The sequence below is a fragment of the Glycocaulis abyssi genome, from assembly GCF_041429775.1.
GTDB lineage: Bacteria > Pseudomonadota > Alphaproteobacteria > Caulobacterales > Maricaulaceae > Glycocaulis > Glycocaulis abyssi.
In genome coordinates this window covers 1,446,768-1,469,373 of sequence record NZ_CP163421.1, presented here as the reverse complement: position 1 = coordinate 1,469,373, position 22,606 = coordinate 1,446,768, and the positions used below count along the sequence as shown (strand labels likewise).

The 22,606-nt window shown below is 62.6% G+C and carries 23 protein-coding genes; 13 read left to right on the top strand and 10 right to left on the bottom strand.

What is annotated here, in order from left to right; genetic code table 11:
* The first annotated feature begins 25 nt into the window (after positions 1–25).
* Genes AB6B38_RS07160 through AB6B38_RS07135 form a run of 6 tightly spaced genes read left to right on the top strand, consistent with a single transcriptional unit; the run spans position 26 to position 5,017 of the window.
* A complete protein-coding gene (locus AB6B38_RS07160) occupies positions 26–1,420 on the top strand; it encodes a MotA/TolQ/ExbB proton channel family protein (protein WP_371392163.1) in 1,395 nt (464 codons plus the stop codon).
* 14 nt (positions 1,421–1,434) lie between these two features.
* A complete protein-coding gene (locus AB6B38_RS07155) occupies positions 1,435–1,956 on the top strand; it encodes a MotA/TolQ/ExbB proton channel family protein (RefSeq protein ID WP_371392161.1) in 522 nt (173 codons plus the stop codon).
* A gap of 4 nt (positions 1,957–1,960) precedes the next feature.
* Complete coding sequence (locus tag AB6B38_RS07150) at positions 1,961–2,374, top strand: ExbD/TolR family protein (protein WP_371392159.1); 414 nt, start codon at positions 1,961–1,963, stop codon at positions 2,372–2,374.
* A gap of 15 nt (positions 2,375–2,389) precedes the next feature.
* The gene (locus tag AB6B38_RS07145; protein WP_371392157.1) at positions 2,390–2,794 is read left to right on the top strand and encodes an ExbD/TolR family protein; all 405 of its coding nucleotides are present in this window, start codon (positions 2,390–2,392) and stop codon (positions 2,792–2,794) included.
* 18 nt (positions 2,795–2,812) lie between these two features.
* Entirely contained in the window at positions 2,813–3,430 is a 618-nt protein-coding gene (locus AB6B38_RS07140) for an energy transducer TonB (protein ID WP_371392155.1), read from the top strand.
* 54 nt (positions 3,431–3,484) lie between these two features.
* Entirely contained in the window at positions 3,485–5,017 is a 1,533-nt protein-coding gene (locus AB6B38_RS07135) for a hypothetical protein (RefSeq protein WP_371392153.1), read from the top strand.
* A 158-nt stretch (positions 5,018–5,175) separates the two neighbouring features.
* Here AB6B38_RS07135 and AB6B38_RS07130 read toward each other — a convergent pair whose 3' ends face one another.
* Genes AB6B38_RS07130 through AB6B38_RS07120 form a run of 3 tightly spaced genes read right to left on the bottom strand, consistent with a single transcriptional unit; the run spans position 5,176 to position 9,228 of the window.
* Complete coding sequence (locus AB6B38_RS07130) at positions 5,176–7,470, bottom strand: S9 family peptidase (RefSeq protein ID WP_371392151.1); 2,295 nt, start codon at positions 7,468–7,470, stop codon at positions 5,176–5,178.
* A 54-nt stretch (positions 7,471–7,524) separates the two neighbouring features.
* Positions 7,525–7,932, bottom strand: coding sequence for a peptide-methionine (R)-S-oxide reductase MsrB (msrB, locus tag AB6B38_RS07125; RefSeq protein ID WP_371392149.1), 408 nt, complete (start codon positions 7,930–7,932; stop codon positions 7,525–7,527).
* Between the two features lie 27 nt (positions 7,933–7,959).
* Positions 7,960–9,228, bottom strand: coding sequence for an MFS transporter (locus AB6B38_RS07120; RefSeq protein WP_371392147.1), 1,269 nt, complete (start codon positions 9,226–9,228; stop codon positions 7,960–7,962).
* 141 nt (positions 9,229–9,369) lie between these two features.
* Between AB6B38_RS07120 and AB6B38_RS07115 the strand changes: the two genes are divergently transcribed.
* On the top strand, positions 9,370–10,443 hold the full coding sequence (locus AB6B38_RS07115; RefSeq protein ID WP_371392145.1) for a DUF2336 domain-containing protein: 1,074 nt from the start codon (positions 9,370–9,372) through the stop codon (positions 10,441–10,443).
* Between the two features lie 157 nt (positions 10,444–10,600).
* Here AB6B38_RS07115 and AB6B38_RS07110 read toward each other — a convergent pair whose 3' ends face one another.
* Positions 10,601–11,167: a hypothetical protein gene (locus tag AB6B38_RS07110; RefSeq protein ID WP_371392143.1), complete on the bottom strand. Its 567-nt coding sequence runs from the start codon at positions 11,165–11,167 to the stop codon at positions 10,601–10,603.
* Positions 11,168–11,308: 141 nt separating this feature from the next.
* Entirely contained in the window at positions 11,309–11,788 is a 480-nt protein-coding gene (locus AB6B38_RS07105) for a hypothetical protein (protein ID WP_371392141.1), read from the bottom strand.
* 730 nt (positions 11,789–12,518) lie between these two features.
* On the opposite strand from AB6B38_RS07105, the gene AB6B38_RS07100 reads away from it, so the two are divergent.
* The 4 genes from AB6B38_RS07100 to AB6B38_RS07085 all read left to right on the top strand — a co-directional run bounded on the left by AB6B38_RS07100 (position 12,519) and on the right by AB6B38_RS07085 (position 15,728).
* The gene (locus AB6B38_RS07100; protein ID WP_371392139.1) at positions 12,519–13,478 is read left to right on the top strand and encodes an IS1595 family transposase; all 960 of its coding nucleotides are present in this window, start codon (positions 12,519–12,521) and stop codon (positions 13,476–13,478) included.
* A 174-nt stretch (positions 13,479–13,652) separates the two neighbouring features.
* On the top strand, positions 13,653–14,243 hold the full coding sequence (locus tag AB6B38_RS07095) for a hypothetical protein (protein WP_371392138.1): 591 nt from the start codon (positions 13,653–13,655) through the stop codon (positions 14,241–14,243).
* A 277-nt stretch (positions 14,244–14,520) separates the two neighbouring features.
* On the top strand, positions 14,521–14,955 hold the full coding sequence (locus AB6B38_RS07090; protein WP_371392136.1) for a helix-turn-helix domain-containing protein: 435 nt from the start codon (positions 14,521–14,523) through the stop codon (positions 14,953–14,955).
* On the top strand, positions 14,952–15,728 hold the full coding sequence (locus tag AB6B38_RS07085; RefSeq protein ID WP_371392134.1) for a DUF6456 domain-containing protein: 777 nt from the start codon (positions 14,952–14,954) through the stop codon (positions 15,726–15,728). The genes AB6B38_RS07090 and AB6B38_RS07085 overlap by 4 nt, the downstream gene beginning before the upstream one ends.
* On the opposite strand, the gene AB6B38_RS07080 is transcribed toward AB6B38_RS07085, so the two are convergent.
* From AB6B38_RS07080 to AB6B38_RS07070, 3 genes are all read right to left on the bottom strand, one after another.
* Entirely contained in the window at positions 15,725–16,141 is a 417-nt protein-coding gene (locus AB6B38_RS07080; protein ID WP_371392132.1) for a SufE family protein, read from the bottom strand. The two genes, AB6B38_RS07085 and AB6B38_RS07080, sit on opposite strands and share 4 nt — an antisense overlap.
* A 39-nt stretch (positions 16,142–16,180) precedes the next feature.
* Entirely contained in the window at positions 16,181–16,522 is a 342-nt protein-coding gene (locus tag AB6B38_RS07075) for a hypothetical protein (RefSeq protein WP_371392130.1), read from the bottom strand.
* A 150-nt stretch (positions 16,523–16,672) separates the two neighbouring features.
* Positions 16,673–17,671: a hypothetical protein gene (locus tag AB6B38_RS07070; RefSeq protein WP_371392129.1), complete on the bottom strand. Its 999-nt coding sequence runs from the start codon at positions 17,669–17,671 to the stop codon at positions 16,673–16,675.
* 171 nt (positions 17,672–17,842) lie between these two features.
* On the opposite strand from AB6B38_RS07070, the gene AB6B38_RS07065 reads away from it, so the two are divergent.
* On the top strand, positions 17,843–19,552 hold the full coding sequence (locus AB6B38_RS07065; RefSeq protein ID WP_371392127.1) for a sensor histidine kinase: 1,710 nt from the start codon (positions 17,843–17,845) through the stop codon (positions 19,550–19,552).
* Between the two features lie 7 nt (positions 19,553–19,559).
* On the opposite strand, the gene AB6B38_RS07060 is transcribed toward AB6B38_RS07065, so the two are convergent.
* Together AB6B38_RS07060 and AB6B38_RS07055 are read right to left on the bottom strand one after the other, a co-directional pair.
* Positions 19,560–20,450, bottom strand: a complete 891-nt coding sequence (locus AB6B38_RS07060) for a hypothetical protein (protein ID WP_371392125.1) — start codon at positions 20,448–20,450, stop codon at positions 19,560–19,562.
* 11 nt (positions 20,451–20,461) lie between these two features.
* Positions 20,462–22,099 (bottom strand): hypothetical protein, encoded by a 1,638-nt coding sequence (locus tag AB6B38_RS07055; protein ID WP_371392123.1) that lies wholly within the window; start codon positions 22,097–22,099, stop codon positions 20,462–20,464.
* A gap of 59 nt (positions 22,100–22,158) precedes the next feature.
* Between AB6B38_RS07055 and AB6B38_RS07050 the strand changes: the two genes are divergently transcribed.
* Positions 22,159–22,494 (top strand): DUF1491 family protein, encoded by a 336-nt coding sequence (locus tag AB6B38_RS07050; RefSeq protein WP_371392121.1) that lies wholly within the window; start codon positions 22,159–22,161, stop codon positions 22,492–22,494.
* Positions 22,495–22,606: the final 112 nt, after the last annotated feature.

The following is a 22,606-nucleotide window of genomic DNA, read 5'->3' as shown; positions in this document are numbered from 1 at the left end:
GCTGTAGAGACGGAGAAACAAGGCGATGAAAACGCTTTTTAAAATTGCCGCGGCTGTCTCGCTTGGCGCCAGCCTTCTTGCCGGCCCCGCGATGGCCCAGGATGATCGCCAGCCGGTGACATCCATTTCACAACTTCTTGACCGTGTCCGGGCCGATGCCCGTGACGCAGCGGCGGAAAACCAGCGCCGCCTGCAGGAGTTCCGTGCCAACCGTGACCGCCAGGCGGCTCTCGTCGCCCAGGCGCGTGGCCAGCTGAACACGCTTGAGGCTGCCGGGCGGGCCAATCAGGAACGCTTCGAGGCCAATCAGGAGCAGATCCGCGAGCTCGATGCCGAGCTTCGTGCCGCTCAGGGCGCGTTCGGTGAGCTGTTTGGTGCAGCCCGTCAGAAATCTGGCGAGTTCGCCTCGATCATCGAAGCCTCAATCGCGTCGGCGCAGGCGCCGGGCCGTCACCAGCCGCTGCGCGAACTGTCGCAAAGCCGCACCCTGCCTGACCGTGCCGAGCTGGACCGGATCTGGCAGGCCATGATCTCCGAGATGGAGCTTCAGGGCGATGTCGTCACCTTCAATGCCCGTGTTTCGGGCGTGAATGATGGTCAGCCTGTTCCTGTGACCCGTGTGGGCGTGTTCAACGCCTTCATCACGCAAGGTGGCACGCGCTACGTGCTGTGGCGCACCGAAGAGACCAACCCGGCCGCCGGCTACCGTCTCGTGCAGCTTGAGCGCCAGCCGCCAAGCCGTCTGCTTGACGCGGCCAGCAATCTTGCCCGTGCGTCCGAGGGTGAAATTGTCTCCGGCCCGATCGACCCGTCGCGCGGCCAGCTGCTGAACATCTACAAGGATGTTCCCAACACGGTCGAACGCTTCAACCAGGGTGGTATTGTTGCGCAGATCATTCTCGGCCTGCTGATCTTCTCGGCCTCCTTCGGTCTGTTCCGCCTGTTTAGCCTGTTCACGACCAACTCGGCGATCAATGGCCAGAAGCGCCGTTCCACGGCGTCCAAGGGCAACCCGCTTGGCCGTGTCATGCTCGCCTATGAAGAGGTGAAGGACCGTCCGATCGAGACGATCGAGCTCAAGCTGGATGAAGCCATCCTGCGCGAGACGCCCAAGCTCGAGTTCGGCCTGAACTTCCTGAAGCTGGCTGCCGCCGTTGCGCCGCTGCTGGGTCTTCTGGGTACGGTTACGGGTATGATCCGCACCTTTACGCAGATCACCCTGTTCGGCACCGGTGACCCCCGCATCATGGCGGGTGGTATCTCCGAGGCCCTCGTGACCACGGTTATGGGTCTTATCGCCGCCATCCCGCTGCTCTTCATCCACTCGTTTGCCGCCAGCTTCGCTCGCGGGGCGCAGCAAACGCTTGAAGAGCAGGCCGCTGGTATCGTTGCACGTCACGCTGAAGAGCGTGCTGGCTAGAAGGACCGGCAATCATGGATTTCCAAGGTGCCTTTTCCGGCCTGCAGGAATTCCTGGAGCGCGGTGGCCCGATCCTGACCTGGATCATGGCTCTGACCTTTGTGATGTGGGCGTTCATCCTTGAGCGGCTGGCCTATTTCGGGCTGGCCCACAAGGGAGTGGCTGGCCGGGCGGTCCGGGAGTGGGGCGCGCGTAGCGACCACAGCTCTTGGTACGCCCATGCCATCCGCGACCAGCTCATTTCCGAGGTCAAGCTGAAGGCCGATCAGAATGTGGAGCTTATCAAGACCCTTGTGGCTCTTGCTCCCCTGTTCGGTCTGCTGGGTACGGTGACCGGTATGGTGGCGGTGTTCGACGTGATGGCCATTTCAGGCTCGTCGGATGCTCGCGGGATGTCAGCGGGTGTTGCCCGCGCGACCATCCCGACGATGGCCGGCATGGTCTCTGCGCTTTCGGGACTTATTTTCTCCAGTCAGATCGAACGCATGGCCAAGCGCCGTGTGCACGAGCTGGCCGACGAACTGGAAGTGGGGTAATCCCATGCGCAGACGCAAGAACAAGCCGAACGATTCCGCTGACGTCAACATGACGCCGATGCTGGATATCGTGTTCATCCTGCTGATCTTCTTCATCGTGACGGCGACCTTCCTTCAGGAAGAGGGCATCGATATGCGCCCGCCTCCCCCGTCTGAAACACCGCCGCAGGACGCCAATCCTGTTATTCTGGTCCAGGTAACCGATCAGAACCGTGTGTTCGTGAACCAGGATCAGACATCGGTTGACCGGGTCATGGCGGCTGTGTCGCGGCTGCGGGCTGAAGCGCCCAATTCCGCGGTGCTGATCCAGCCCCATGACGAGGCGCATCACGGGATCACGGTGCAGATCTGGGATGAGATGATGGCGAACGGCATTCCTGTGTCGATCAATCGCGACCGTCCCGGCGGTCAGTCGTAGCGAGGAGTATTCAGTATGGCGCGCCGACAGAGCCGGGTCGTAACCGAAGACGAAGATACCGAACTGAACATGACGCCGATGCTGGACGTGGTGTTCATCCTGCTGATCTTCTTCATCGTGACGGCCGTTTTTGTTAAAGAACCGGGTGTGGATGTTCAGCGCCCGCTGACCCAGACCGAAGAACGGGTTCGTCCGACGATTCTCGTTGCCGTCACCTCCGATGACGAGGTCTGGGTGAACCGTCAGGTCTATCAGATGAACCAGCTCAGAAACGTGCTGGAGCAGCTTCTGCAGGAGAACCCCCGCGCGGAAGCGATGATTCAGGGCGACGCAGATGCGCCGGTGGGTACTGTTCTTGACGTCCAGGAAATGCTTCAGCAGCTGGGCGTCACGGTCACCATTTCGACGCGTCCGCGCTAGGCAGGAAGGAATATTACGATGGCCAGTCTTGTCCGTCTTTTTGTAGGTGCGCCGCTTGCGGCAATCGTCACCTTCCTCCTTTTCACGCTGATGCAGATCCTCATTTTCGAGGACAGCGCGCCGCCTGACGACGCGGGTGATGAGGTCAGGATCACGATTGCCGACGCCCCGGAGGAAATCCAGGCCCGTCAACGTGACGCGAACATCGACCAGGTGGAGGATGTAACGCCTCCGCCGCCGCCGCCGGCAATCGAGCGCGCACGCGCCGATCAGCCGACCGAGAGCATGTCCACTATTGTGGGCGGTCTCCCGGACTTTGACCGGCCGCAGCTGGCAGGTGGCGATATCAGCTTTGACGTGTCCGACCGTGACGCTCAGCCGCTGGTACGCATCCCGCCGAACTATCCTCCGCGGGCCACTGAACGCGGCATTGAGGGGCGCTGCTCGGTCGAGTTTGATGTGACGCCGGACGGCAACCCGACCAATGTGCGGATTTTGAGCTGCACGAACTCGGTTTTCGAGCGGGAAACCATCCGGGCAGTTGAGCGCTGGCGCTACGAGCCGCGCGTTCAGGACGGCGTGCCGCAATGGCGGCGCGGTGTGCAGACGCAGTTCGACTATAATCTGAGCCAGTAACACGGACGCACGTGTCAGCACGCCATCCGCAAGGTGTTCTACAGGAGTGACAAGATGAACCGCGAGAGCCAGAGCATGACCGGAATTGGGCGTGTCCTTGCGGCCGTGCTGGTTGCCGGAAGCATCGGTCTGACCGCGATTGGCGCAGGCGCCGAGGCGCAGCGCCGCAATAGCCAGCAAGAGCAAGAACAGAATAACGAGAACCGGACCTTCTCGACACGCATAGGCCAGCTCGTGCTGGAAGCCCAGGAGCAGACCCAGGCGGAGAACTACCAGGCGGCGATCCAGACTTACACGCGTGCTCTCGGCATGGATCCCAGCGCCTATGAAGCCGGCGTGATGTATTCGCAGCGCGGCCGTCTGTACTTCATGGTCGACAACATGAATCAGACGATTTCGGATTTCCGGTCCGCCATCAACACAGGTGGCCTCAATGCGCAAGAGATTCGCGATCTGCGGATCAATCTCGGCCAGATTCTGATCAGTATTGATCGTGTGAGCGACGGTATTCGTGAGCTTGAGGCTGCCATTGCCGCCGGGGCGACCATCAATACCGGGCTCGCCCGTCTTCTCGCCATCGCCTATGCGCAGGCTGAACGGTACAATGACGGCTTGCGCTATGCCGAGCAGTGGTATCAGGCGACGCCCAACAAGACGCTGAACGAGTATCCGATCATGCTGGTCTATTACCAGCAGCTGAACCGTCCGGTAGATGAGCTTCGCGTTGTGCGTGAGCAGGTGAACCGCTTCCCGCAGGAACGCACGGCCTGGCAGAATCTGGTCAGCCTTCTCGCCCGCACCGATCAGGAAGCTCAGGCTTTCGAAGCCAACAAACTGATGTATCTCAACGGGCTGTTTACCCAGGGCGAGGAATTGCTGCGCCTGGCTCAGTATTACAGCTACTACGACAACCCCTATCGCGGCGCGGTCATTCTCGAGCGTGAGATGAATGCCGGGCGTATTGAGCGCAATGTGCGCAATGTCGAGCTGCTCGCCAATATGTGGCGCCAGGCTGCCGAGTTTGAACGCGCCCTGCCGGTGCTGCGTCAGCTGTCTGAAATGCGTCAGGATGGCCAGACCGCACTCGTGCTCGCCGAGGCACACTATCAGCTCAACCAGTGGGAGCCCGCTGCCCGGGCATTCCAGACGGCGTTGAACCGGGGTGGCCTGCGCCAGCCGGGCGAAGCCTGGGTGCTGCTGGGTACGGCGCGCTTCAACCTCAATGATAATCAGGGCGCGCTGGCCGCGTTCCGTGAAGGTGCGCGCTTTGCCTCCTCGCGTAACCAGGCCAATGGCTGGATCCAGTTCGTCAACGGCCAGATCGAAGGTGTGGCCCGCCGCGCGCGTCAGCGCGAGCAGGTGCAGATCGACGAATGCCGCCTGACGGTCGAGGCCGAACGCCGCATCGCCACCGTTATCGGTGAGGCGGATGAGGATGGCCGCGTCCGGATCGATATCCCGCAACGCTGTCAGGCTTACTTCAACCAGTATGGCGAACAGTTCCGCGAAGTCGGGATGGATGATGAGCAGGCTGCCGAGCGCCGTGAAGCGCTGGAGCGTGCTGCACGCGAAGCAGCGGCAGGCTAGATCCGCTCAACCCACGTCAGATGACAGATCAAGGCCCCGGTTTTCCGGGGCCTTTTTCGTTATTGCTGGCCGCGCCGCCTTCAAGTCTCCAGCCAGAAAAAAGCCGGGCAGCAGAGCCGCCCGGCTTGAAGCATCAGGATCGCAGAACGGTCTGCCGGTTAATCGGCAGCCTCTTCGCCGTCCGTCGCACCCGCTTCGCTGTCAGCCAGACCGGCCACCATCAGCGCGAAAGCGTAGTCCTGCGCGCGTTCGCGAAGGGAGTCGAACCGGCCCGACGCCCCGCCATGGCCCGCACCCATATTGGTGCGCATGAGGGTAAGGCCGTTATCGGTACGCAGCTCGCGCACGCGTGCCACCCATTTGGCCGGCTCCCAATAGGTCACGCGCGGGTCGGTCAGACCTGCCGTGGCAAGCAGGTGGGGATAGTCTTGCGCGCTTACCTGATCGTACGGGCTGTAGGACAGCATGTAGTCATAGGCGGCTTCATCCGTGATCGGATTGCCCCACTCATTCCACTCCGGCGGGGTCAGCGGCAAGGTGGGGTCAGAGATCGTGTTGACCACATCCACGAAAGGCACGGCGCCGATCACGCCGGCAAATAGCTCCGGCGCCTGGTTCATCGCCGCGCCGACCAGCAGGCCGCCTGCCGAGCCGCCAAAGGACACGATCCGGCCTTCGCTGGTATAGCCTTCTGCGGCCAGCGCCCGCCCGGCATCCACGAAGTCGTTGAACGTGTTCACTTTCTGGTCGAGCTTGCCGTCCAGATACCATTGATAGCCGTTATCCGTGCCGCCGCGGATATGGGCGATGGCGTAGACCATGCCCCGGTCCACCAGCGACAGGTTGGAGATGGAGAAGGTGGCCGGGATCGAAATCCCGTAAGAGCCGTAGCCATAGAGCAGGAGCGGGGCCGAGCCATCAATCGGCGTATCGGCCCGGTGCAGGATCGTTACCGGCACCTCCACCCCGTCGCGCGCGGTGATGTTCAGGCGGCGCACGGTGTAATCGTCCGGGTTATGGCCGGAGGGGATTTCCTGCTCCTTGCGCAGGGTCCGCTCGCGCGTGGCCATGTTGAAGTCCCAAGTCTGGCGCGGCGTGGACGGGCTTTCATAGGTGAAGCGCATCTCGTCGGTGGCAAATTCATAGCCCCCGCTCATGCCCAGCGCATAGGCTTCTTCCTCGAAGGCGATGGCAAACTCGTCACCGCTCTCCACATTGCGCACGATGATGCGCGGCAGGGCGCTTTCGCGTTCAGAGCGCACCAGCCAGTTCTCGAAGCCCATCAGCCCGTTCACATAGGTGCCGGGGCGGTGCTCGATGAAGGGCTGCCAGTTCTCGCGGCGCGGATCACTGACCGGCGCGCGCATGATCTGGAAATCGACCGCGCCGTCCTGATTGGTGCGGATGAACATGCCATCGCCGGTTTCGGTGAGCGAGTATTCCACGCCCTGCTCACGCTCCGACACCAGTAGGGCTTCGGCGGCCGGGTCATTGGCGTCATAAAGGCGGATCTCGCTGGTGGTGTGATCGCCCGTATAGATGCTGATCCAGCTATCGCCATCGGTGCGGCTGACGCCGATGAAAAAGCCGTCATCGGCCTCTTCATAGACCAGCTCGCGCTCGGTGGAGTCGATGGTCTGGCGGTAGACGCGCTTGGGCCGCGCGCTCTCATCGCGCCACACCCAGTAAATGGTGCGCGAGTCATTGGCCCATTCCAGAGAGCCATAGCCCTCATCGGTCAGGGTGGCGATATCCTCACCCGTTTCCAGATCACGGATGCGCACTTCGTAATATTCCGAGCCATTGGTATCGACCGCCCAGGCGACATAGCGCTGGTCGGGGCTGTGCTCGAATGCGCCCAGAGAGAAGTATTCCACGCCTTCGGCTTCCGCGTCGCCATCAAGGATGATCTGCTCCTCGCCGGAAATCTCGCCATTGTCGTCGGCCGGGCGGCGGGCAAAGACGGGATACTGGCCACCTTCGCGATAGCGCGAATAGTAGAACCATTCGCCATCGCGGGTCGGCACAGAGCTGTCATCTTCCCTTATGCGCCCGCGCATTTCCTGGAAGATGGTCTCTTCCAGCTCGGCCAGCGGGCTCATCACCTGATTGTAGTAGGCGTTTTCTGCCTCCAGCATGGCGCGGATATCGGCATCCAGAACGGACGGATCACGCATCACCTGCTGCCAGTTATCATCGCGCAGCCAGGCGTAATTATCGGTCCGGGTGCGGCCGAGCTGCTCGATGGTTTCGGGGCGGGCCTCCACGCTCGGCGGCGTGAAGGCAAGCGCCCGGTCGATCAGGGCAGATTGCGGGGCATTCTCGTTCATTTCAGACTGGCTCGCGGCGCTGGAGTTATCAGGTGTTGTGGCGGGTTCGCAGGCGGCCAGACCGACAAGGGCGAGACCGGCAACACCAGCCATCAGGCTGGCGCGTAAACGGAAAGCAGACATGCATGAAGCTCCGGACCATGAAAGGGTGCACCGCGGGGCGGTACGGCGTGCACTCTAGCTCTCATTCCGGTCCGGGCGGAAGTCCAGTACTTCGCCATTTGCACACCAGCGCTGGCCGGTCGGCGGCGGGCCGTCATTAAAGACATGGCCGCCATGAGCGCCGCAATTGGCGCAGTGAAATTCGGTGCGCGGCATCAGCAGCTTGAAGTCGGTTTTCGTGCCGACGGCGTCCGGGCTGACAGGCTCGAAAAAGCTCGGCCAGCCGGAACGGGACTCGTACTTGGCCGCTGAGGAGAACAGCGCCTCGCCGCATACCACGCAGTGATAGATGCCGTCGCGTTTCTCCGCGTTCAGAAGCGAGCAGCCGGGCGGCTCGGTGCCTTCATGGAAGGCGATACGCTCCTGCTCGGGCGTCAGTTTCGCGCGCAGGGCGCTTATCGCGTTGTCAGACAGGCGTGGCATGATGGCTCCTTGGCTGGGGCGCGCCGGTCAACTTGGATCGGCACGCCTGACAGACAAGATGGGTGTGGTGAGCACAATGACAATGAGCACGGCCAGAATCCCGCCAGCCGGGATCAGGGCTGCATCGCGCGGTCCCATCCATTCGACGACATAGCCCATGATGACCGCGCCGGCCGGCATGCCGCCAAACAGGCCGAGCTGATAGACGCTCATCACCCGCGCGATCTGGCGCTTGGGCGCGTTTTCCTGCACCAGGGCGCGGGAGAGCGACATGGCAACGCCACCCGCCAGACCCCAGACGAAAATGGTCACGAACAGCACCGGCAGCGGCAAGGGCAGGGCGATACAGCCAAGGGCCAGCGCTGCAGCGGCCTGAACCACCATCAGCGTGCGTCCGGGCCGCTCGATAAGCGGCAGGCGCGCCAGAATGATGTTGGACAGGAAGGCGCCCACCCAGAACGTCACCATCAGCCCGGCCAGCACGTCATAACCGGCCAGATAGATATCGCGCACCAGAACCGGGATGATGACAAAGAAGCCGCCGCCGACAACCAGCGCGCCAACAGCAATCATTATCAGCGTCATCGGCCAGATCACCGGCGAGCTGATGACGGTGCGCAGCCCCGTTACAAGCGCGGTCAGCACCGGCTCTGTGTGTTCGCGCGGGCGCGGCAGGCGCGGCATGGACAGGGCAATCAGCCCGCCTGCGAAGAGGATCAGGGCCTGCACGCCAAACAGCGGAGCCGGGCCGGTATAGCTGGCCAGAAAGCCTGCCCCCATGCCGGCGATCTGCGCGCCGAACTGCACCAGAGAGGCAAACACGATGGCGCGCTGCAGGCTCAAGGGCCGGCCAAGGCGCTGGGTTACACGCGTGACGCCGTTTACGGCGGAATCGCGCGCAGGCATGACGAAGGCACCCGCCGAGCCGACGACCAGCGCATAGACTACCAGCGCCTCATAGCTGAGCATGCCGGCATATAGCAGGGCGGACATGATGCCTGCCGACACGCCCGCCACACAGTGAAAGACCAGCAATAGCGTGCGCCGGTCTGCGCGTTCGGCCAGAACGCCGGTCAGCGGCAGCAGGAACAGCATGGGCGCCGTCAGCGCAGCCTGCGCGATGCCAAGCCGGGCTGGGCTCTCGGCGAGGGTAAAATTGATAACGCCGGGAAACAGGGTGGTCTGCAGGCCGAAACTGGCAAACCAGGCCGCCACCACCGCCATATAGGCCCAGAACGGGTCGGGCCTGAACAGCCGCCGGCGCGCGGGCGCGGGTGAAGGGCGATGATCAGGCATGGCGGGTACAGGCAAGTCCTTCGAGCGGGCGGTGTTTGAGACCTCTTAAGCCGATTGAGCGCGCTTTGCCACGTTTCCTTAACGCGCTGAAGGCAAGCTTGGCAGCCACCAGCCTTTCGCGCGTCAGGGAGCCAAGCCGCGATGGACCGAGCCGATCCTGCAACTGCGCCGAGCGTGACGGCCCGTTCCCGGCTGACGCGCAGGCTTGCCGACATTGTGTGCCTGCCCTCCAGCCAGGTCAGCCCGCAGGAGCGCTGGGTGGTGGCCGATGTGCTCGAAGAGATCATGCGCCATGCCGCGCCGGATCTGCGTGTGCGCATTGCCAGACGGCTCGCAGAGCAGGCCGAGGCCCCGCCGGGCCTGTTGCGGCGTCTGGCGCTGGACACATACGAGGTTGCCGAGCCCATTTTGCAATCGGCCCGCGCCCTGACCGATTTCGACCTGATGGAGATTGCCGCCAAGGGGGAGGGGCGCCACCGTCTCGCCATCGCCCGGCGCGAGCATGTCAGCGAAGTCGTCTCGGCGGCGCTGGTGTCGGCGGGCGATACATCTGAGATTCAGACGCTGCTGGCCAATCCGGGGGCGAGGCTCGCAAGCCAGACCGTTGACCGGCTGGCGCAGATGGCCGGTAGCGAGCTGGCGCTCGCCCATCTTCTCATCAAGCGCGCCGAATTGCGCCCGGCGCAGGCGATGACGCTGTTCTGGGAGTGTGGCCATGCAGAGCGCCGGGCCTTGCTGGAGCGCTTTGCCGTTGGCCGGACGATATTGCAGGACGCCGCCGAGGACGTGTTCCCGCTGGCGGCCAGCGAAACGCCGCGCGATGAGCTGATCGGGCGCGCCTTGAGCTATATCGAGCGGCGCCAGCGTAATCGTGCGGCAGCCGACCAGTCGCCCTACGGTTCACTCGACGGGGCTATCGAAGAGGCCGCCCGCACGGGCCTCGCCCCCGAACTCATTGACGAGATGGCGAGGCTGGCAAACATCCAGCGCTCTCTTCTGGACCGGATGCTGGCCGATTTCGGCGGCGAACCACTGGCCGTTCTGACCAAGGCAACGGGTCTGTCGCGCGGGCATTTGATGGCGCTTTTGCAGGCGGCCGGGCGCGGCGATCCCGCGCCTGAGCAGGCGCGCTACGTGTTCGACACGCTCTCGGTCGACAAGGCTCAGACAGTGCTGCGCTACTGGAACTGGTCGCTCACCCGCCCGGCGGCGTAGGCCAGCCTCCCTTATCCCCCACGCTATCCCCGGCCAGCGTCCCTTGGGGCGGCGCAGGTTGTCCCGCATTTGAGATTCAATCAATAGTTGATTTCAACGATCTGGGAAGGCGTTGATAAGGTTTATCCTTGCGCCATTTGCGATGATCCGCTTCTGGTTAGGGAGCTTCTTCAGGCGGCTGTGAAGCTCGTTCAACGTCCCCATTGAGGTCAATAATGCGCGCATTTAAATCCTTAAAAGAGGCAATGCGGTCATCTAGCTGTTTCAGGGAAAGAGATAATCCGTTTGGAGCAACCGGCATCAACCCCGGCCCTCTGTATTTGGCCCCAGCGAGTAATTTAGAAAAATGCCAGTATGGTAGCGCTTCTACCGTGTATCTTCCGTTATGCTCCATAATCATAATGGTGCAATGCGCGATTTCTGCCCGCTTTTTTGCTTTTTTTGAAATGCGCCCGGAAAGGGTCTTCCATCTATCAAAAAGCTCTGGGTGTAATCGAAGCTTCTTTTCAGCCGCAGCATTTACCATAGCTAGTCGGGCTTCAAAGCTGATCACTGCGTGATAAGATGCCATGGCTATGGAGGCGTCGGTTTTGAGATAGCTGGCGAAGAGAAAGGCCAACGAGCCTTCGATTTGGTTCCACAAGGAAAGTGCTTCTCCAACAAGCGTATAGGCAGCCTGCCTTTCGTTTTCGGCTTCATCCAAAGTCTCGTGAGTTTTTGACATGCCCAAGCCTCAAAAAAATCAATGAACAACGCCGTGACGAGGCGCTTAAGCGCATGCTGAATACGCCGCCCAAGACGCACGAAGACAAAAAGAAAAAGGCGAGCAAATAAGCTCGCCTCTCTTAAAGTTCGCGCTGCGGCTTCAAGCGGCGGCGTGCTCAATACGGTCGTTGATTGACTTTATGATAACTGCCTCTTCTACCACTGCCGCATCGAGACCAGCGTGCTTAGAGAGCCACGAGGCGACCTCTGGCCAATCGTATAGGGGGCTATTCGTCGTTACCCTGGCGACTGGTTTTGGAAAGCCTGAACCTCTTTTGCCTTGCGAATAAAGTGACGTCGCTGCCCTAGTGAGTCCTGCCCGTTCGGCAATATCCGAAAGGCTCACTAGGCAATCTGGTTCAACACGCTCAACCTCGGCACCAGCTTCGCAAACGTTTGCGACCGCTGAGTCGATAGCTTCTTGCAACGAAGCGGCTTCGCGGATGAAGGACAAAATGAACACACCTCTTGCGAACGCAACAGTTGCGTCATCGCAGCCTGCTTTAAAAAAGCGGTCAATGGTTTCATCATCGCTAGGGTCTAACCCAGAAGCGATAACGGAAAATTCGAATTCATTCATCTTCGCCTCCTTGCTTTGCGTGCGCACATTTTTCGCCTTTTCTGCGAATACCCTTCGCATGATTTTGGGCGCTTTTTGGTGTTGACCAAACGTAAATTGTGCAACCCGTTTGGTCGTTCTGGGGGCAAAGGAGTTTGCCCCAACTATGGGCGCTTTTCCCTGTGCTTTCCCAAATCCATCCTTGGGACTCCAAGTATGCTACAGCGGCCTCAATTTCCTTGTTTGGGTGCCTAGGCCGCTTAGCCATTGCTGCACCAGAAAATGCGCGCTCTGTTAACGGATGTCAACAAAATTCGTTCCTTTGTGGTGAACATCGAATGAAAAAGGGATCGCAACGCTAGCGGCGTTTGGGCCACTTCACAAACTTCAAGCCGCGTATCTCAGGCGGCTTTGAGTTCACCGATCCGCCGGCAGGCCAGGCGCTTGCCTCCAAAACGCGCGCAGAGCGGCATTTGCGTGGCCGTCGCTCACCCGCCCGGCGGCGTAGGCCAGCCTCCCTTATCCCCCACGCTATCCCTATCATCGTCCTTTGTGGTGATGTGGGTTGTCCCGCATTTGAGATTCAATCAATAGTTGATTTCAACGATCTGGGAAGGCGTTGATATAATTTATCCTCGCGCCATTTTGTGAGCGCGGAGGGAGTTTTACAATCTATGTAGGAAAATTATCCTAATTATATACTTGACAAAGCATGCGCCGATGATACCTTGTGCATCAAGGAGATACGGCCATGCACCTCGACAACCCCATTTTCCATGACGCTGACAAAGCCCGCGAGCACCTTGAAGCGCAACGCTGGCCGCATGGCCCTATCTGCCCGCACTGTGGCAATGCGGATCAGGAGCGCATCACGGCCATGAAGGGCAAGGCGCACCGCCCCGGTCTTCACAACTGCATGGAATGCCGCCAACAATTCACTGTGACGGTCGGCACGGTGTTTGAGCGCTCAAAAGTGCCGCTCAACAAGTGGCTCCTCGCCACATTCCTGATGACGTCCAGCAAGAAGGGCATGAGCGCCCACCAGATACACCGCACGCTAGGCGTCACTTATAAGACCGCATGGTTCATGGCGCACCGTATCCGTGAGGCCATGCGCGATGACAACCCGCCACCGGTGGGTGGCAATGGCCAGCCGGTCGAGGTTGATGAGACCTATTTCGGCAAGAAGAAAAACCCGAAGCCCTCACGCCAGCGCTATGGCCGTCCGTATCTCAAAGGCGGTGCCGGCCCCTCTGGCAAGCGTGCCGTCGTGGCGCTGGTAGAGCGCGGCGGGAACGTGCGCTCCTTCCACGTCGAGACGGCTAACAAGACCTCGGTTGCCGCAATCATGTTCCAGAACATCAAGCGCGAAGCCACGATCTACACCGACGAAAGCAAGCTCTACACGATGGTTGGTGAGCAATACGCCGCCCATGAAACCGTGCGCCATTCTGCCAAGGAATATGCGCGCGGGGCGGTCCATACCAACACAATCGAAGGCTTCTTCTCAATCTTCAAGCGCGGCATGAAGGGCGTCTATCAGCACTGCGCTGAGAAGCACCTGCACCGCTACTTGGCCGAATTTGATTTTCGCTACAACAACCGCTCTGGCCTAGGCGTCAACGATGAAGCCCGCGCCAATGCCGCGCTGCGCGCCATTGAAGGCAAGCGCCTCACCTATCGGCGGATTGGTGAACTCAAAGCCGCCTGAGATACGCGGCTTGAAGTTCGTGAAGTGGCCTAAGCGCCACCGCTAGGCTTTTCCTGACCCTTTTGGACTCGCTTGCTGCCCCGCTTCTGCTTAGGCTTTTGCGGGGTCGGAGGCGTGTTCAGCATTCGCGTGAGGGCGTCATCGAACCTCGCTTGTTCATCTTTCGGATCAGTCATGAATATGCCTCAACCTATGCGTCCATCATCCAAGCCGGGCAAAGCTGGTGCAGTCATAACCCATGGCCCAAACATCATACTACAGCGACCTGAGCTGGCTGCGCAAATTGGCAACATAATTGCGAATTGGACATTGGTGGAAACGGGTCTGCTCGATTTATACGCCCTAATGATGGGGGACTATCTTAACGTGCCTGAGCCAGAGCCTGGTTGGGTGAAGACCCCCGCCAACCATCCTGTAGCCAGCCAAGTTTTTGAGAAAATTCAATCTTTTAACGCCCGGCTAGACCTTGTTGAGGCTTTATTCAAATGGCGGGCAACTCCTGAAGAAAATGAACAGTTTTCATTAAAATTAAAAAAACAGATAAGGGCTGCATACAAATCTCGAAACAGCATTGCTCACGATGGATGGGCCGTCAGCAAATCATATCCAGACGCTCTATTGCTCACGCGCATATACGGGCACCCGCAAATATACAAACTGCAGGACTTCGAACAAATATCGAAAGCCATATGCGATGCCTACACTGATTTGGGATCGCTCTCCCATGCAATGTTTAAGCGCCGCATGATCGCCCTGCAAGGATAATTGCGGCGATATCTTTCACAACTTGTTCTGCTTGATCTCTCGCTAAATCACTCTCGATATTCCCCTCAAGGGGAAGCGACACATGTATGCACTCAACTGCATCGCGCATTATATCAGGAGTGATGTGGACCCCATGAATTTTAGTACCGGCCTGTCCATCTGATGATTTGCACATATCGTTTGCTTTCTCAAGTATATAATTAGGAAAATTATCCTCGCTTCTCGCGTGTGTGCCTACGATAGGGGCTGACACGTTCTGGAGCAGGGAGTTGAAGACATGGATATCTTGCAAGCACGCGGCGGGGAGGGCCGGGCCCGTGAAGACCGAGCCGGAGAAGACCGGGCCGGTGAAGACCGCGCGAGGGCACAGCTGGCCCGGCAGGCCGCTGCGTTTAGCCTGGGCGTGCCTGTCGAGGCGGTGCAGGCCAGCGGCCGCGGCACGGCGGCGGCGGCGCAGGCGCGCCAGGTTGCGATGTATCTGGCGCATATCGCCTTCGAGATGTCGCTGGCGCGCGTTGCGCTGGCCTTCGGGCGGGACCGCAGCACGGTTGCCTATGCCTGCCACAAGGTGGAGGATATGCGCGATGACCCCGCGTTTGACGCGCGCATGGATGATCTGGAGACCTCGCTGCGGGCGATGCCGGCTCCGGGCCGGATCGTGGGCATGCCTGCGCGCACGGGCGCTCCAGTGGCCGCAGGAATGAGCTGGTGAGCGCGCCCTCCTGGCTGATCCGGCTGGCGCGCCCCGGAAGGCGTATCGCGGCTTTGCCGGGCGGTCGTGGCTATGGCGTGTTCGCCGGGCCGGATCGCCGCCGCCGTCCGATGGCGGTGCTAAGCGCACGCGAGCTGGCGGAGGGCTTGAGCGATGGCACGCTGGCCGCTGATGAGGGCGGGGCAAGCTGGAGCGTCACCGAGGCGGGCCTTGCCCGGCTGAAACGCCTGCAACAGAGCCATGAGGATGATGAGGGCCGCTTCGCCGCCCAGCACCGCACGCTACGTCCCCGCAGCGTGATGGATCCGGACGGGCGGATCGCGGTGGCGCTGGCCAATGCCGACGCCTCGCCCGTGGCGCGCTATGCCGTTGCCCGGCCGGGACGTCCAGCTTTGCTGGAGCCGGTGCATGTCACGGCGGCCGACAGGCTGCGGGCCGATTACGACGCCTCCACCCTTCGCTCGCGCGTAACCTCCGACTGGTCGGGCGTGCCACGCTCCGGCCCGCGCAGCGGGCATGATCCTGCAGGCGCGCCAGCGCGTGCGCTTGATGCCCGCACCCGCGTCATGGACGCGCTGGCCGCGTTGGGGCCGGGGCTGGACCGCCTGCTCATCAATATCGTCATCCGCGAGACAGGGATGGAGCGGGCGCTGCGCGATCTCGACTGGCCCGACAAGGCAGGCGCAACCGCCCTGCGCCTCGCACTGGAAAGACTGGCTGTGCATTACGGTCTGAAGCGGGCAGCGCGTGTGGCCGATCCGTTTGAGGTTTAGACCGCGCCAGCGCTCGCGCGGATGCGCGCCACCATGGAGGCAAGCCCGTTGGAGCGCTGGGGAGACAGGTGCTCGCCCAGCCCGATACGCGCCAGCACTTCGCGCGCATCAATGGCAGCGGCTTCGGCAGGGGGACGGCCCGAATAGAGCCGGATCAGCAGGGCAACAAGGCCCTTGACGATATGCGCATCGGAATCCCCGCGAATGGTGAGATTGCCAGCGTCATCTTTGTCCAGAACCAGCCAGACCTGGCTGACACAGCCCTGCACCTTGTTGGTATCGCTATGCTCTTCAGGGCCTAGCGGCTCCAGAGCGCGGCCCATGTCGATCAGATAGCGGTAGCGCTCTTCCCAGTCGCCCAGGAAGTCGAACTCGTCGACGAGGGATTCAATAATGGGGTCGCCGGTCTGCATGCGCCTGACCTAGGCGCAAGAGACGCCAAGGGCAAGGCTCTAGCGGGTCTGCCTGGCAGGCTTGGTGGCTTCGGCCTCGCGTGCGGTCTCGATCATGGCGTCGGCCTGTGACAGGGCCACGGAGCCGACATAGCCGCCAAATCCGGTAACGTGGTCCCAGATATCGCACAGCTCGCCATAATCCGCGCAGATGCCGGTCTGCTGGCTGCGGGCCGGGGCAGGTGCGGTCTGGGCCTGCAGGCTCTCGCTTGCCCGCGCTGCCGGTTCGGCCAGCAGGCGCTCCATGTCGCTGGCGAACAGGCCGCCAGCCGCAGTGAAGCCCGGCGGCACGAAGGCCGCGACCACCGCCAACCAGAATGCAGCGCGCAATATGAACATCATGGGGCTCGCCTCGGCCTCTGCTCCACGGGAAATTCTGACCCGCATTCTAGAGGCTAGGCGAGGTTTCCGGCTATTTCCATCGAAAGCCGGACACGCGGTAAATGCCCGATTAACGCCAGTTAGTAATGGTTTTCAGGGCGTTAACGACAACTACTCGTTAATCGGCGCGCGCGTCGTGGTCAGGCACTCTGCCACCTCTTCCAGCGCATGTTCCGCGATGCAGAAGGCGTCCTCATACTTGAAGTGACCGGCGGCCACGCACTGGGCAAGGTTAAGGCGCGCGGACACGATGCAGCGCCCGACAGCCGGGTCTGCCAGCAGCACATCCATGGCGCGCATATCGCCAGATTCAATCGACTGCAGGGCTGCCACGGCGAGGATGCGGCCAACCCGGCGTTCATCGGGCTGAAGCTGGGACTGGCCGACTGTCAGGGACAGGCTGGGCGCGGGCGCTTCGGGGCGCGGTGCGCTGGCAGAGGCGCCAAAGAGATCGGACGCCGCGCCGAGACGGCGGCCATTGCCGTTCTCTGCCATGCGGAAAGGTGTCTGCAGCCGCACCGAACCGCTCTCGATCTGTTCAAGCCGGGTGCGCCGGTCATGCGCGCGGGCGCGTGCCCAGGTCTGCCCCTGCAGATCGTAGGCGGCCTCGCGATAGCGGCTCGCCACCGTGTTCATGGTGGTGGTGTCGGTGGTCAGCGCGCCGACCACATTTTGCGAGGCCGTGTCCGCGCCCATGAAACCGGTCACGAAAACCGGGTCGTTCATCAGGCTGGCTGCTGTCACGCCCGCACCGTAATAATCGGCAATCGCGCGCACGGCATCGATGAATTCGGGGTGCTGCGAGGCGACAAGGGCGGCATAGGCGATCTGGGCGTCGACCAGCCGGCCATCCGTGTAATAGGCGGCCAGCGAGTCCATCGTCTCGTCGAGGGCCAGAACCGAGGTCAGTTCGCGCCGTCCGGCTGCGTCGACATCGGAATGGTAGGCGGCATAGGTATCGGCATGGAGATGCAGGGCAGAGGGTTGCGGCGCCTCTTCCAGCACCAGCACGGGTTCGCCGCTTGCGTGCTCCTCCGCTGTTTCGGGCGCGTCCTGCACGCCCGCATGCAGCAAGGAAACAGACAGTATCGCCAGCAAAGGTGAAATCATGCCCGGAACGCTCCATACGGCTTGGGAGCATCCACTTTGCCGTGAAATTTGCTCTTGTCCAAGGTGGCACGCAGTGATTATTCGCCCGGAGCGCGATTCAATAATTGTTAACGCCGCGAGCCGAGCTTGCAGTCATCAGAAATGTTACTGAGTCGGAGCCTCTAAGGCGGCATGATGACCCTGGCAGCAAGGCTTGGCAGCTGGATCGCCCGTACGCGGGCGCGGTGGATTCATGCGCTCTGGGCAACGCTCTGGCTGGGTTCCGGTCTGGCCGCCCTCCTGCTGGGCTCCAGCGTTGAGGCGGGCGCGCTGATCGCGGCCACCGGCCTTCCCGGACTGGTAGGGCTGCGTCTTGCGCGGGCGGGCAGCTGGAGCGATACCGCGCGTGCCTTCATCGTGGTGAGCTGGGCCGTGCCGGTGCTGACGCTGGCCGCGCTGCCGGGCGCGATGGCGGGTCTCGCCGTTCTGGCTGCTCTCGCCGGTGCTGCGGCCCTGTCTGCCAGCCGCCAGTATGGTGCCGCCCTGGTCAGCCTGCTGGCCAATTCGGCCTCTCTGGCCATCATGGTCTATGCCGGCGCGGTGGAGCTGGCCGCTTTTGGCCTGCCCGTATCGATGGAGCTGGCACTGGGCGCGTATCTGGGGCTTGCCGGGCTGATCGCGCTGGCCGGTCTTCTGCCCCGGCTCTCGCATGAGAAGCGGGATAATGCGCGGCTGCAGCCGCTGGCGGCGGGATTTGTGAATGCGCCCTCGGCACTGATCGTGTGTGACGGTGACGGCCATATGCAGGCCATGTCGCGCGCTGCGCGTGATCTGCTGCCCGGCCTGCCGCGCGATATTGACGGCCTGCCTGTGTCCCACCTCGCCTATGAAGATGAGGGGCGTGACCTGCTTGAGCGCCAGCTGCGCCATGCCAGCGGGTCTATCGTCACCGAAATGCGCGGTGCAGGCGGGCGTCCGGTATCGCTGGAGGCGCGCGCCCACCGCGCGGATGGCGGATTTGTCGTGGCGCTGTCGGTGCCGCGCCGCGAGGACAAAATTCTTGACCGGCTGGCCCGCGAGCGTGACGAGGCAGTGGCGGCCAGCAAGGCCAAATCGGAATTTCTGGCCGCGATCAGCCATGAGCTGCGTACCCCGCTGAACGCCATTATCGGCTTTTCCGACCTGATGAAGCAGCGCCTGTTCGGGCCGATGCCTGCGCGCTACGCCGAATATGCCGATCTCATCCATGAAAGCGGCGTGCACCTGCTCGATCTGATCGGCGATGTGCTCGACATGTCGAAGATCGAGGCGGATCGCTACGAGCTGATCCGCGAAACCTTCGATGCCGGTGAGGTGGTCGAAACCTGTGTGCGCATGATGCGCCTGCGCGCCGAAGACAAGAATATCCGCCTCAGCTGCGATCTGCGTCAGAGCGCCGTGATGGTCGATGCCGACCGCAAGGCACTGCGCCAGATCGTGCTCAATCTTCTGTCCAACGCCATCAAGTTCACTCCCGATGGCGGCGCCGTGGTGGTCATGCTGCGCGCCAGCGGCGCTGAGCTGGTGCTGGCTGTCGGCGATAGCGGGCCGGGCATGAGCGAGGAAGATGTGAGCCGTCTGGGGCAGGCATACGCACAGGCCGCCAATGCCCATCAGAGCGATGAACGCGGATCGGGCCTGGGGCTGGCGCTGGTGCATGCGCTGGCCGGCTTGCATGACGGTTCGATGAGCCTGCAGAGCCGTCTGGGCGAAGGCACGACCGTGACGGTAACGCTGCCGGTGGTGCAGGCCGGGGATGATGGCATTTTGCACAGCGAGCCGGAGCCGCCCGCCATCCATGAACAGATCAGGCGGGCACAGGCAGCCGGTGAGGCCATCGTCCAGCAGGCGGCTGCCAGCTGAACCTCACTCAATCCAGCCGGGCGGCGTTGGCGGCCAGCGCGTAATCGCGGGCCTGACGCAAGGCACCGATCTCAATCCAGACCCGTCCGATGCGTGCGCCGGAAGCATCATAAAGGTCCACGCGCGCGCCCTCTGCCGCTTCCAGCGCCATCATGTGTTCCAGCGTATCGGCGGGAAAGGTGAAGCTGGCGGTGCGGCCATCTCCGTCCGGCGCAAACTGGCCTGCATCGCGCAGCACGCCGCTAGTCCAGACGCGCCGCTGCCCCGATGACAGGGCGCCGAGCGCGGCCAGAGGCTCTCCGCCGGGCGGCTGGCGGCGGCCACCGGATGTGAAGTCGACCGGGCGGGGGGCCAGTTCCAGATCACGCATGACCAGCAGCGCGCTGGCGGGCTGGCGCGCGGAGCGCAAGGACAGCAGAACAACTGCATCCCCGCCGATCAGAACCGACCCAAAGCGCGCGGATATGCCGTCATGGTCTGCACTCTGCGACAGGATCCAGCCGCTGGCGCTGTCACCGGCATGGCCCGCTGTCCAGCTGCGCTGGTGGCCGTCAAATCTGCGTTCTCCGCCCATCAGCCAGCCATTGAGCGCCTGCTGGTATCGCAGAACGCTGCGCTGTGCGTCCGCGCTGGCGCAGTCAGGGCTGGCCCAGCGCCGCTGGATGCGTTCCGCGCCCGATGACCAGGTAGCCGATGACATGCCGCCTGCCTCTGCCTGGTGGCGGGCGGTCGCGATCTCCCTGTCGAGAATGGCCCGCTCGCTATCGGGCAGCAGCGCGCACGCCTCGTCGATGGCGGCAACCTCAACCAGCCGGGCCAGACGCGCAGCCGTTTCGGCGCGCGCATCGTCGCCCGGGGTAGTTATGGCAAGGCTGGAGGCGAGGGCGAGAACAATCATGGGAGCGGATACTACGCGCTCCGGGTTGATCTCCGGTTTACGGCATTGCCCGCGAACAGCAAAAGCACAGCCAGCGCGAAGGCAATCAGGGCAAACAGCCTGTCATGTTGGCGGAATAGCTCGATCAGCTGTTCGCTGAGCGCATGACTGGCCTGCGCGGTCGGGCCGAAGGCGGTGACCGAGCCGGCATCCCACAGGACGGCGCGCCCCTGCAGTTCACGCCAGAGATCGGAATGGGCGAGCCGGCGCGCAGCGCGCGAGAAGTCTGCCCCCTCCGGCGCGGTCAGAAGCACGATGGTGCGCCCGTCCGCTTCCCGATAGAGCGCGCCAATCCCGGTGACGGCGCCGGCTACCGGGCTGCCCTCGTCGGCAAAGGCGGTGGACCCGTAGGAGCGGCGCTCGCGCGGGACACGCCGGTTGGCCGCTTCGGTGGCCGCGCGCACTTCGGCAGGCGCGGCGCTGACCAGGCGCGGATCAATGGCTGCGATCGGCCCCATCAGGAACAGGTCGTGGTCGGCAGGGGCCTGGGCCGCATCACTGCCATACCAGGCGTAGAGCCAGGCTGATCCGGAAACCAGCGAGGCGCGTGACAGCAGGCTAAGCGCGCCCAGCCGGTCGGCCGTGCTGTCTCCGGCCAGAATGATCGCGGCCCGCCCGCCATTTTCCCGCGCAAACGGGATGCCGGATTCGGCCAGCGCCTGCAGATTGTCCTGCCGTGACGGGCTGCCGGGGGCGATGTGGGTCAGGCGCGGCGCAGGCAGGGCCGTGGCCGGTGTCATGCGCGTCTCCGTTCCCACGAAGCTGCGCGCGGCAAACAGGCGCGCTGCCGCTGCTACCGTGGTGGTCTCAGCGCCCGCCAGGCGGACGGTGTAGGGATCGGCAAGGGCAATGGAGGCGTTGGGCGAGAGCGGGTCCATGGCGGCGCGCACCACCAGTTCTGCCGCTTCGGCGCGCTCCACCAGGACCGGTGCCTGTCCCATGCGCAGGGCGAGGCCCTGTGCGACCAGCGCCTCGACAGCCAGCCGCTCGCGGCCCGACCCGCTGGCATCGACAAATATACGGCGCGGCGCGGCAAAATGGGCGGCCAGCGCGGTTTCGAGCGCTTCGAGCGTTTCGTGTCCGGCCGAAGGCAGGGCCGTCACGCGCAGCCGGCTGGCGCGCAGATCGACCTGCCAGCCATCGGCATTGCCTGCATCAAAACGGATGACGAGAACATTCTCGCCTGCCCGCAGACTGTCTGAATAGAGCGAGAAGCGCGCTTCAAAGCTGTCGGCACGCGGGGTGAGGGCGATCGTACGTGATCCGGCCAGCAGGGCTTCAAGACGGCCGCCAGAGCGCGCAGAGACGGGGCGGGCCGAAAGGACCAGTTCCACGCTTTCAGGGACGGAGCCCGGCGCCAGGGTGAAGGGAATGCGCAGTTCGCGCGTGCTGGCATCCAGCGGGTGCGCGGTCTGATTGTCGGGTGTCAGGCTGGCAAGGGTGCGCTCCTCGGAGCGGGCGATACGGCCGGGCGCAGCCGGGGTGCTGGACGCCGCACTGGCTTCAGCATCGGGAATCGCGCCAGCAGACGGGCTGAACACACAAGGTACGGCCACCGCAATCGCTACGGCCATACACATGACACTCCACCAGCGTGCCTGTATCGTCATGAAACGCTCCCCTCGGTTTACACATTATTAAGCAATTGTCCGGCCAGCAAGGGCGAATCATGCCTGAACTCAGCACATGGATCTGGGTGGACGCCCTCAAATGGCGTGCGGAGCGCGAGGGCGCGTCCTTTTACGTGCTGCACAAGGGCGATGCGGATGCCGGCGTTGTTCTGGTCAAGCTGGTCGGTGCTGACCGGCTGGCACGGCTGTTTGTGCCGGTGCGCGACATGGAGGGCGAGCGTCTCTGGTCCCAGCCCCTTGGCGCGCTTCCCGTCGAGGAGGCGCGCGCCGACAGCTATATCGCGCGCCGCCGCGATGATGATCCTGATATCTGGGCGGTAGAGATCATTGACCGGCAGGGCCGCCACTTCCTTATGGAGCGGGTTGAGGAGTAGGGCCTGTTATCCCCTCATCTGTGAGGACGAGCGCTAGCGAAGTGTTTCGAAGGACGAGGGGAGGGACGAATGGCCTTTAACCGCTCGGTAACACTGCTGATTTCCCAACGCG

Bases quoted from the DNA above. Each gene is read 5' to 3' on its own strand.
- AB6B38_RS07105 (WP_371392141.1), bottom strand. From the start codon at position 11,788: ATGAATGAATTCGAATTTTCCGTTATCGCTTCTGGGTTAGACCCTAGC.
- AB6B38_RS07090 (WP_371392136.1), top strand. From the start codon at position 14,521: ATGGATATCTTGCAAGCACGCGGCGGGGAGGGCCGGGCCCGTGAAGAC.
- AB6B38_RS07160 (WP_371392163.1), top strand. From the start codon at position 26: ATGAAAACGCTTTTTAAAATTGCCGCGGCTGTCTCGCTTGGCGCCAGC.
- AB6B38_RS07050 (WP_371392121.1), top strand. From the start codon at position 22,159: ATGCCTGAACTCAGCACATGGATCTGGGTGGACGCCCTCAAATGGCGT.
- msrB (WP_371392149.1), bottom strand. From the start codon at position 7,932: ATGCCACGCCTGTCTGACAACGCGATAAGCGCCCTGCGCGCGAAACTG.
- AB6B38_RS07055 (WP_371392123.1), bottom strand. From the start codon at position 22,099: ATGACGATACAGGCACGCTGGTGGAGTGTCATGTGTATGGCCGTAGCG.
- AB6B38_RS07070 (WP_371392129.1), bottom strand. From the start codon at position 17,671: ATGATTTCACCTTTGCTGGCGATACTGTCTGTTTCCTTGCTGCATGCG.
- AB6B38_RS07065 (WP_371392127.1), top strand. From the start codon at position 17,843: ATGATGACCCTGGCAGCAAGGCTTGGCAGCTGGATCGCCCGTACGCGG.
- AB6B38_RS07110 (WP_371392143.1), bottom strand. From the start codon at position 11,167: ATGTCAAAAACTCACGAGACTTTGGATGAAGCCGAAAACGAAAGGCAG.
- AB6B38_RS07140 (WP_371392155.1), top strand. From the start codon at position 2,813: ATGGCCAGTCTTGTCCGTCTTTTTGTAGGTGCGCCGCTTGCGGCAATC.
- AB6B38_RS07100 (WP_371392139.1), top strand. From the start codon at position 12,519: ATGCACCTCGACAACCCCATTTTCCATGACGCTGACAAAGCCCGCGAG.
- AB6B38_RS07130 (WP_371392151.1), bottom strand. From the start codon at position 7,470: ATGTCTGCTTTCCGTTTACGCGCCAGCCTGATGGCTGGTGTTGCCGGT.
- AB6B38_RS07145 (WP_371392157.1), top strand. From the start codon at position 2,390: ATGGCGCGCCGACAGAGCCGGGTCGTAACCGAAGACGAAGATACCGAA.
- AB6B38_RS07075 (WP_371392130.1), bottom strand. From the start codon at position 16,522: ATGATGTTCATATTGCGCGCTGCATTCTGGTTGGCGGTGGTCGCGGCC.
- AB6B38_RS07095 (WP_371392138.1), top strand. From the start codon at position 13,653: ATGAATATGCCTCAACCTATGCGTCCATCATCCAAGCCGGGCAAAGCT.
- AB6B38_RS07155 (WP_371392161.1), top strand. From the start codon at position 1,435: ATGGATTTCCAAGGTGCCTTTTCCGGCCTGCAGGAATTCCTGGAGCGC.
- AB6B38_RS07060 (WP_371392125.1), bottom strand. From the start codon at position 20,450: ATGATTGTTCTCGCCCTCGCCTCCAGCCTTGCCATAACTACCCCGGGC.
- AB6B38_RS07120 (WP_371392147.1), bottom strand. From the start codon at position 9,228: ATGCCTGATCATCGCCCTTCACCCGCGCCCGCGCGCCGGCGGCTGTTC.
- AB6B38_RS07115 (WP_371392145.1), top strand. From the start codon at position 9,370: ATGGACCGAGCCGATCCTGCAACTGCGCCGAGCGTGACGGCCCGTTCC.
- AB6B38_RS07135 (WP_371392153.1), top strand. From the start codon at position 3,485: ATGAACCGCGAGAGCCAGAGCATGACCGGAATTGGGCGTGTCCTTGCG.
- AB6B38_RS07150 (WP_371392159.1), top strand. From the start codon at position 1,961: ATGCGCAGACGCAAGAACAAGCCGAACGATTCCGCTGACGTCAACATG.
- AB6B38_RS07080 (WP_371392132.1), bottom strand. From the start codon at position 16,141: ATGCAGACCGGCGACCCCATTATTGAATCCCTCGTCGACGAGTTCGAC.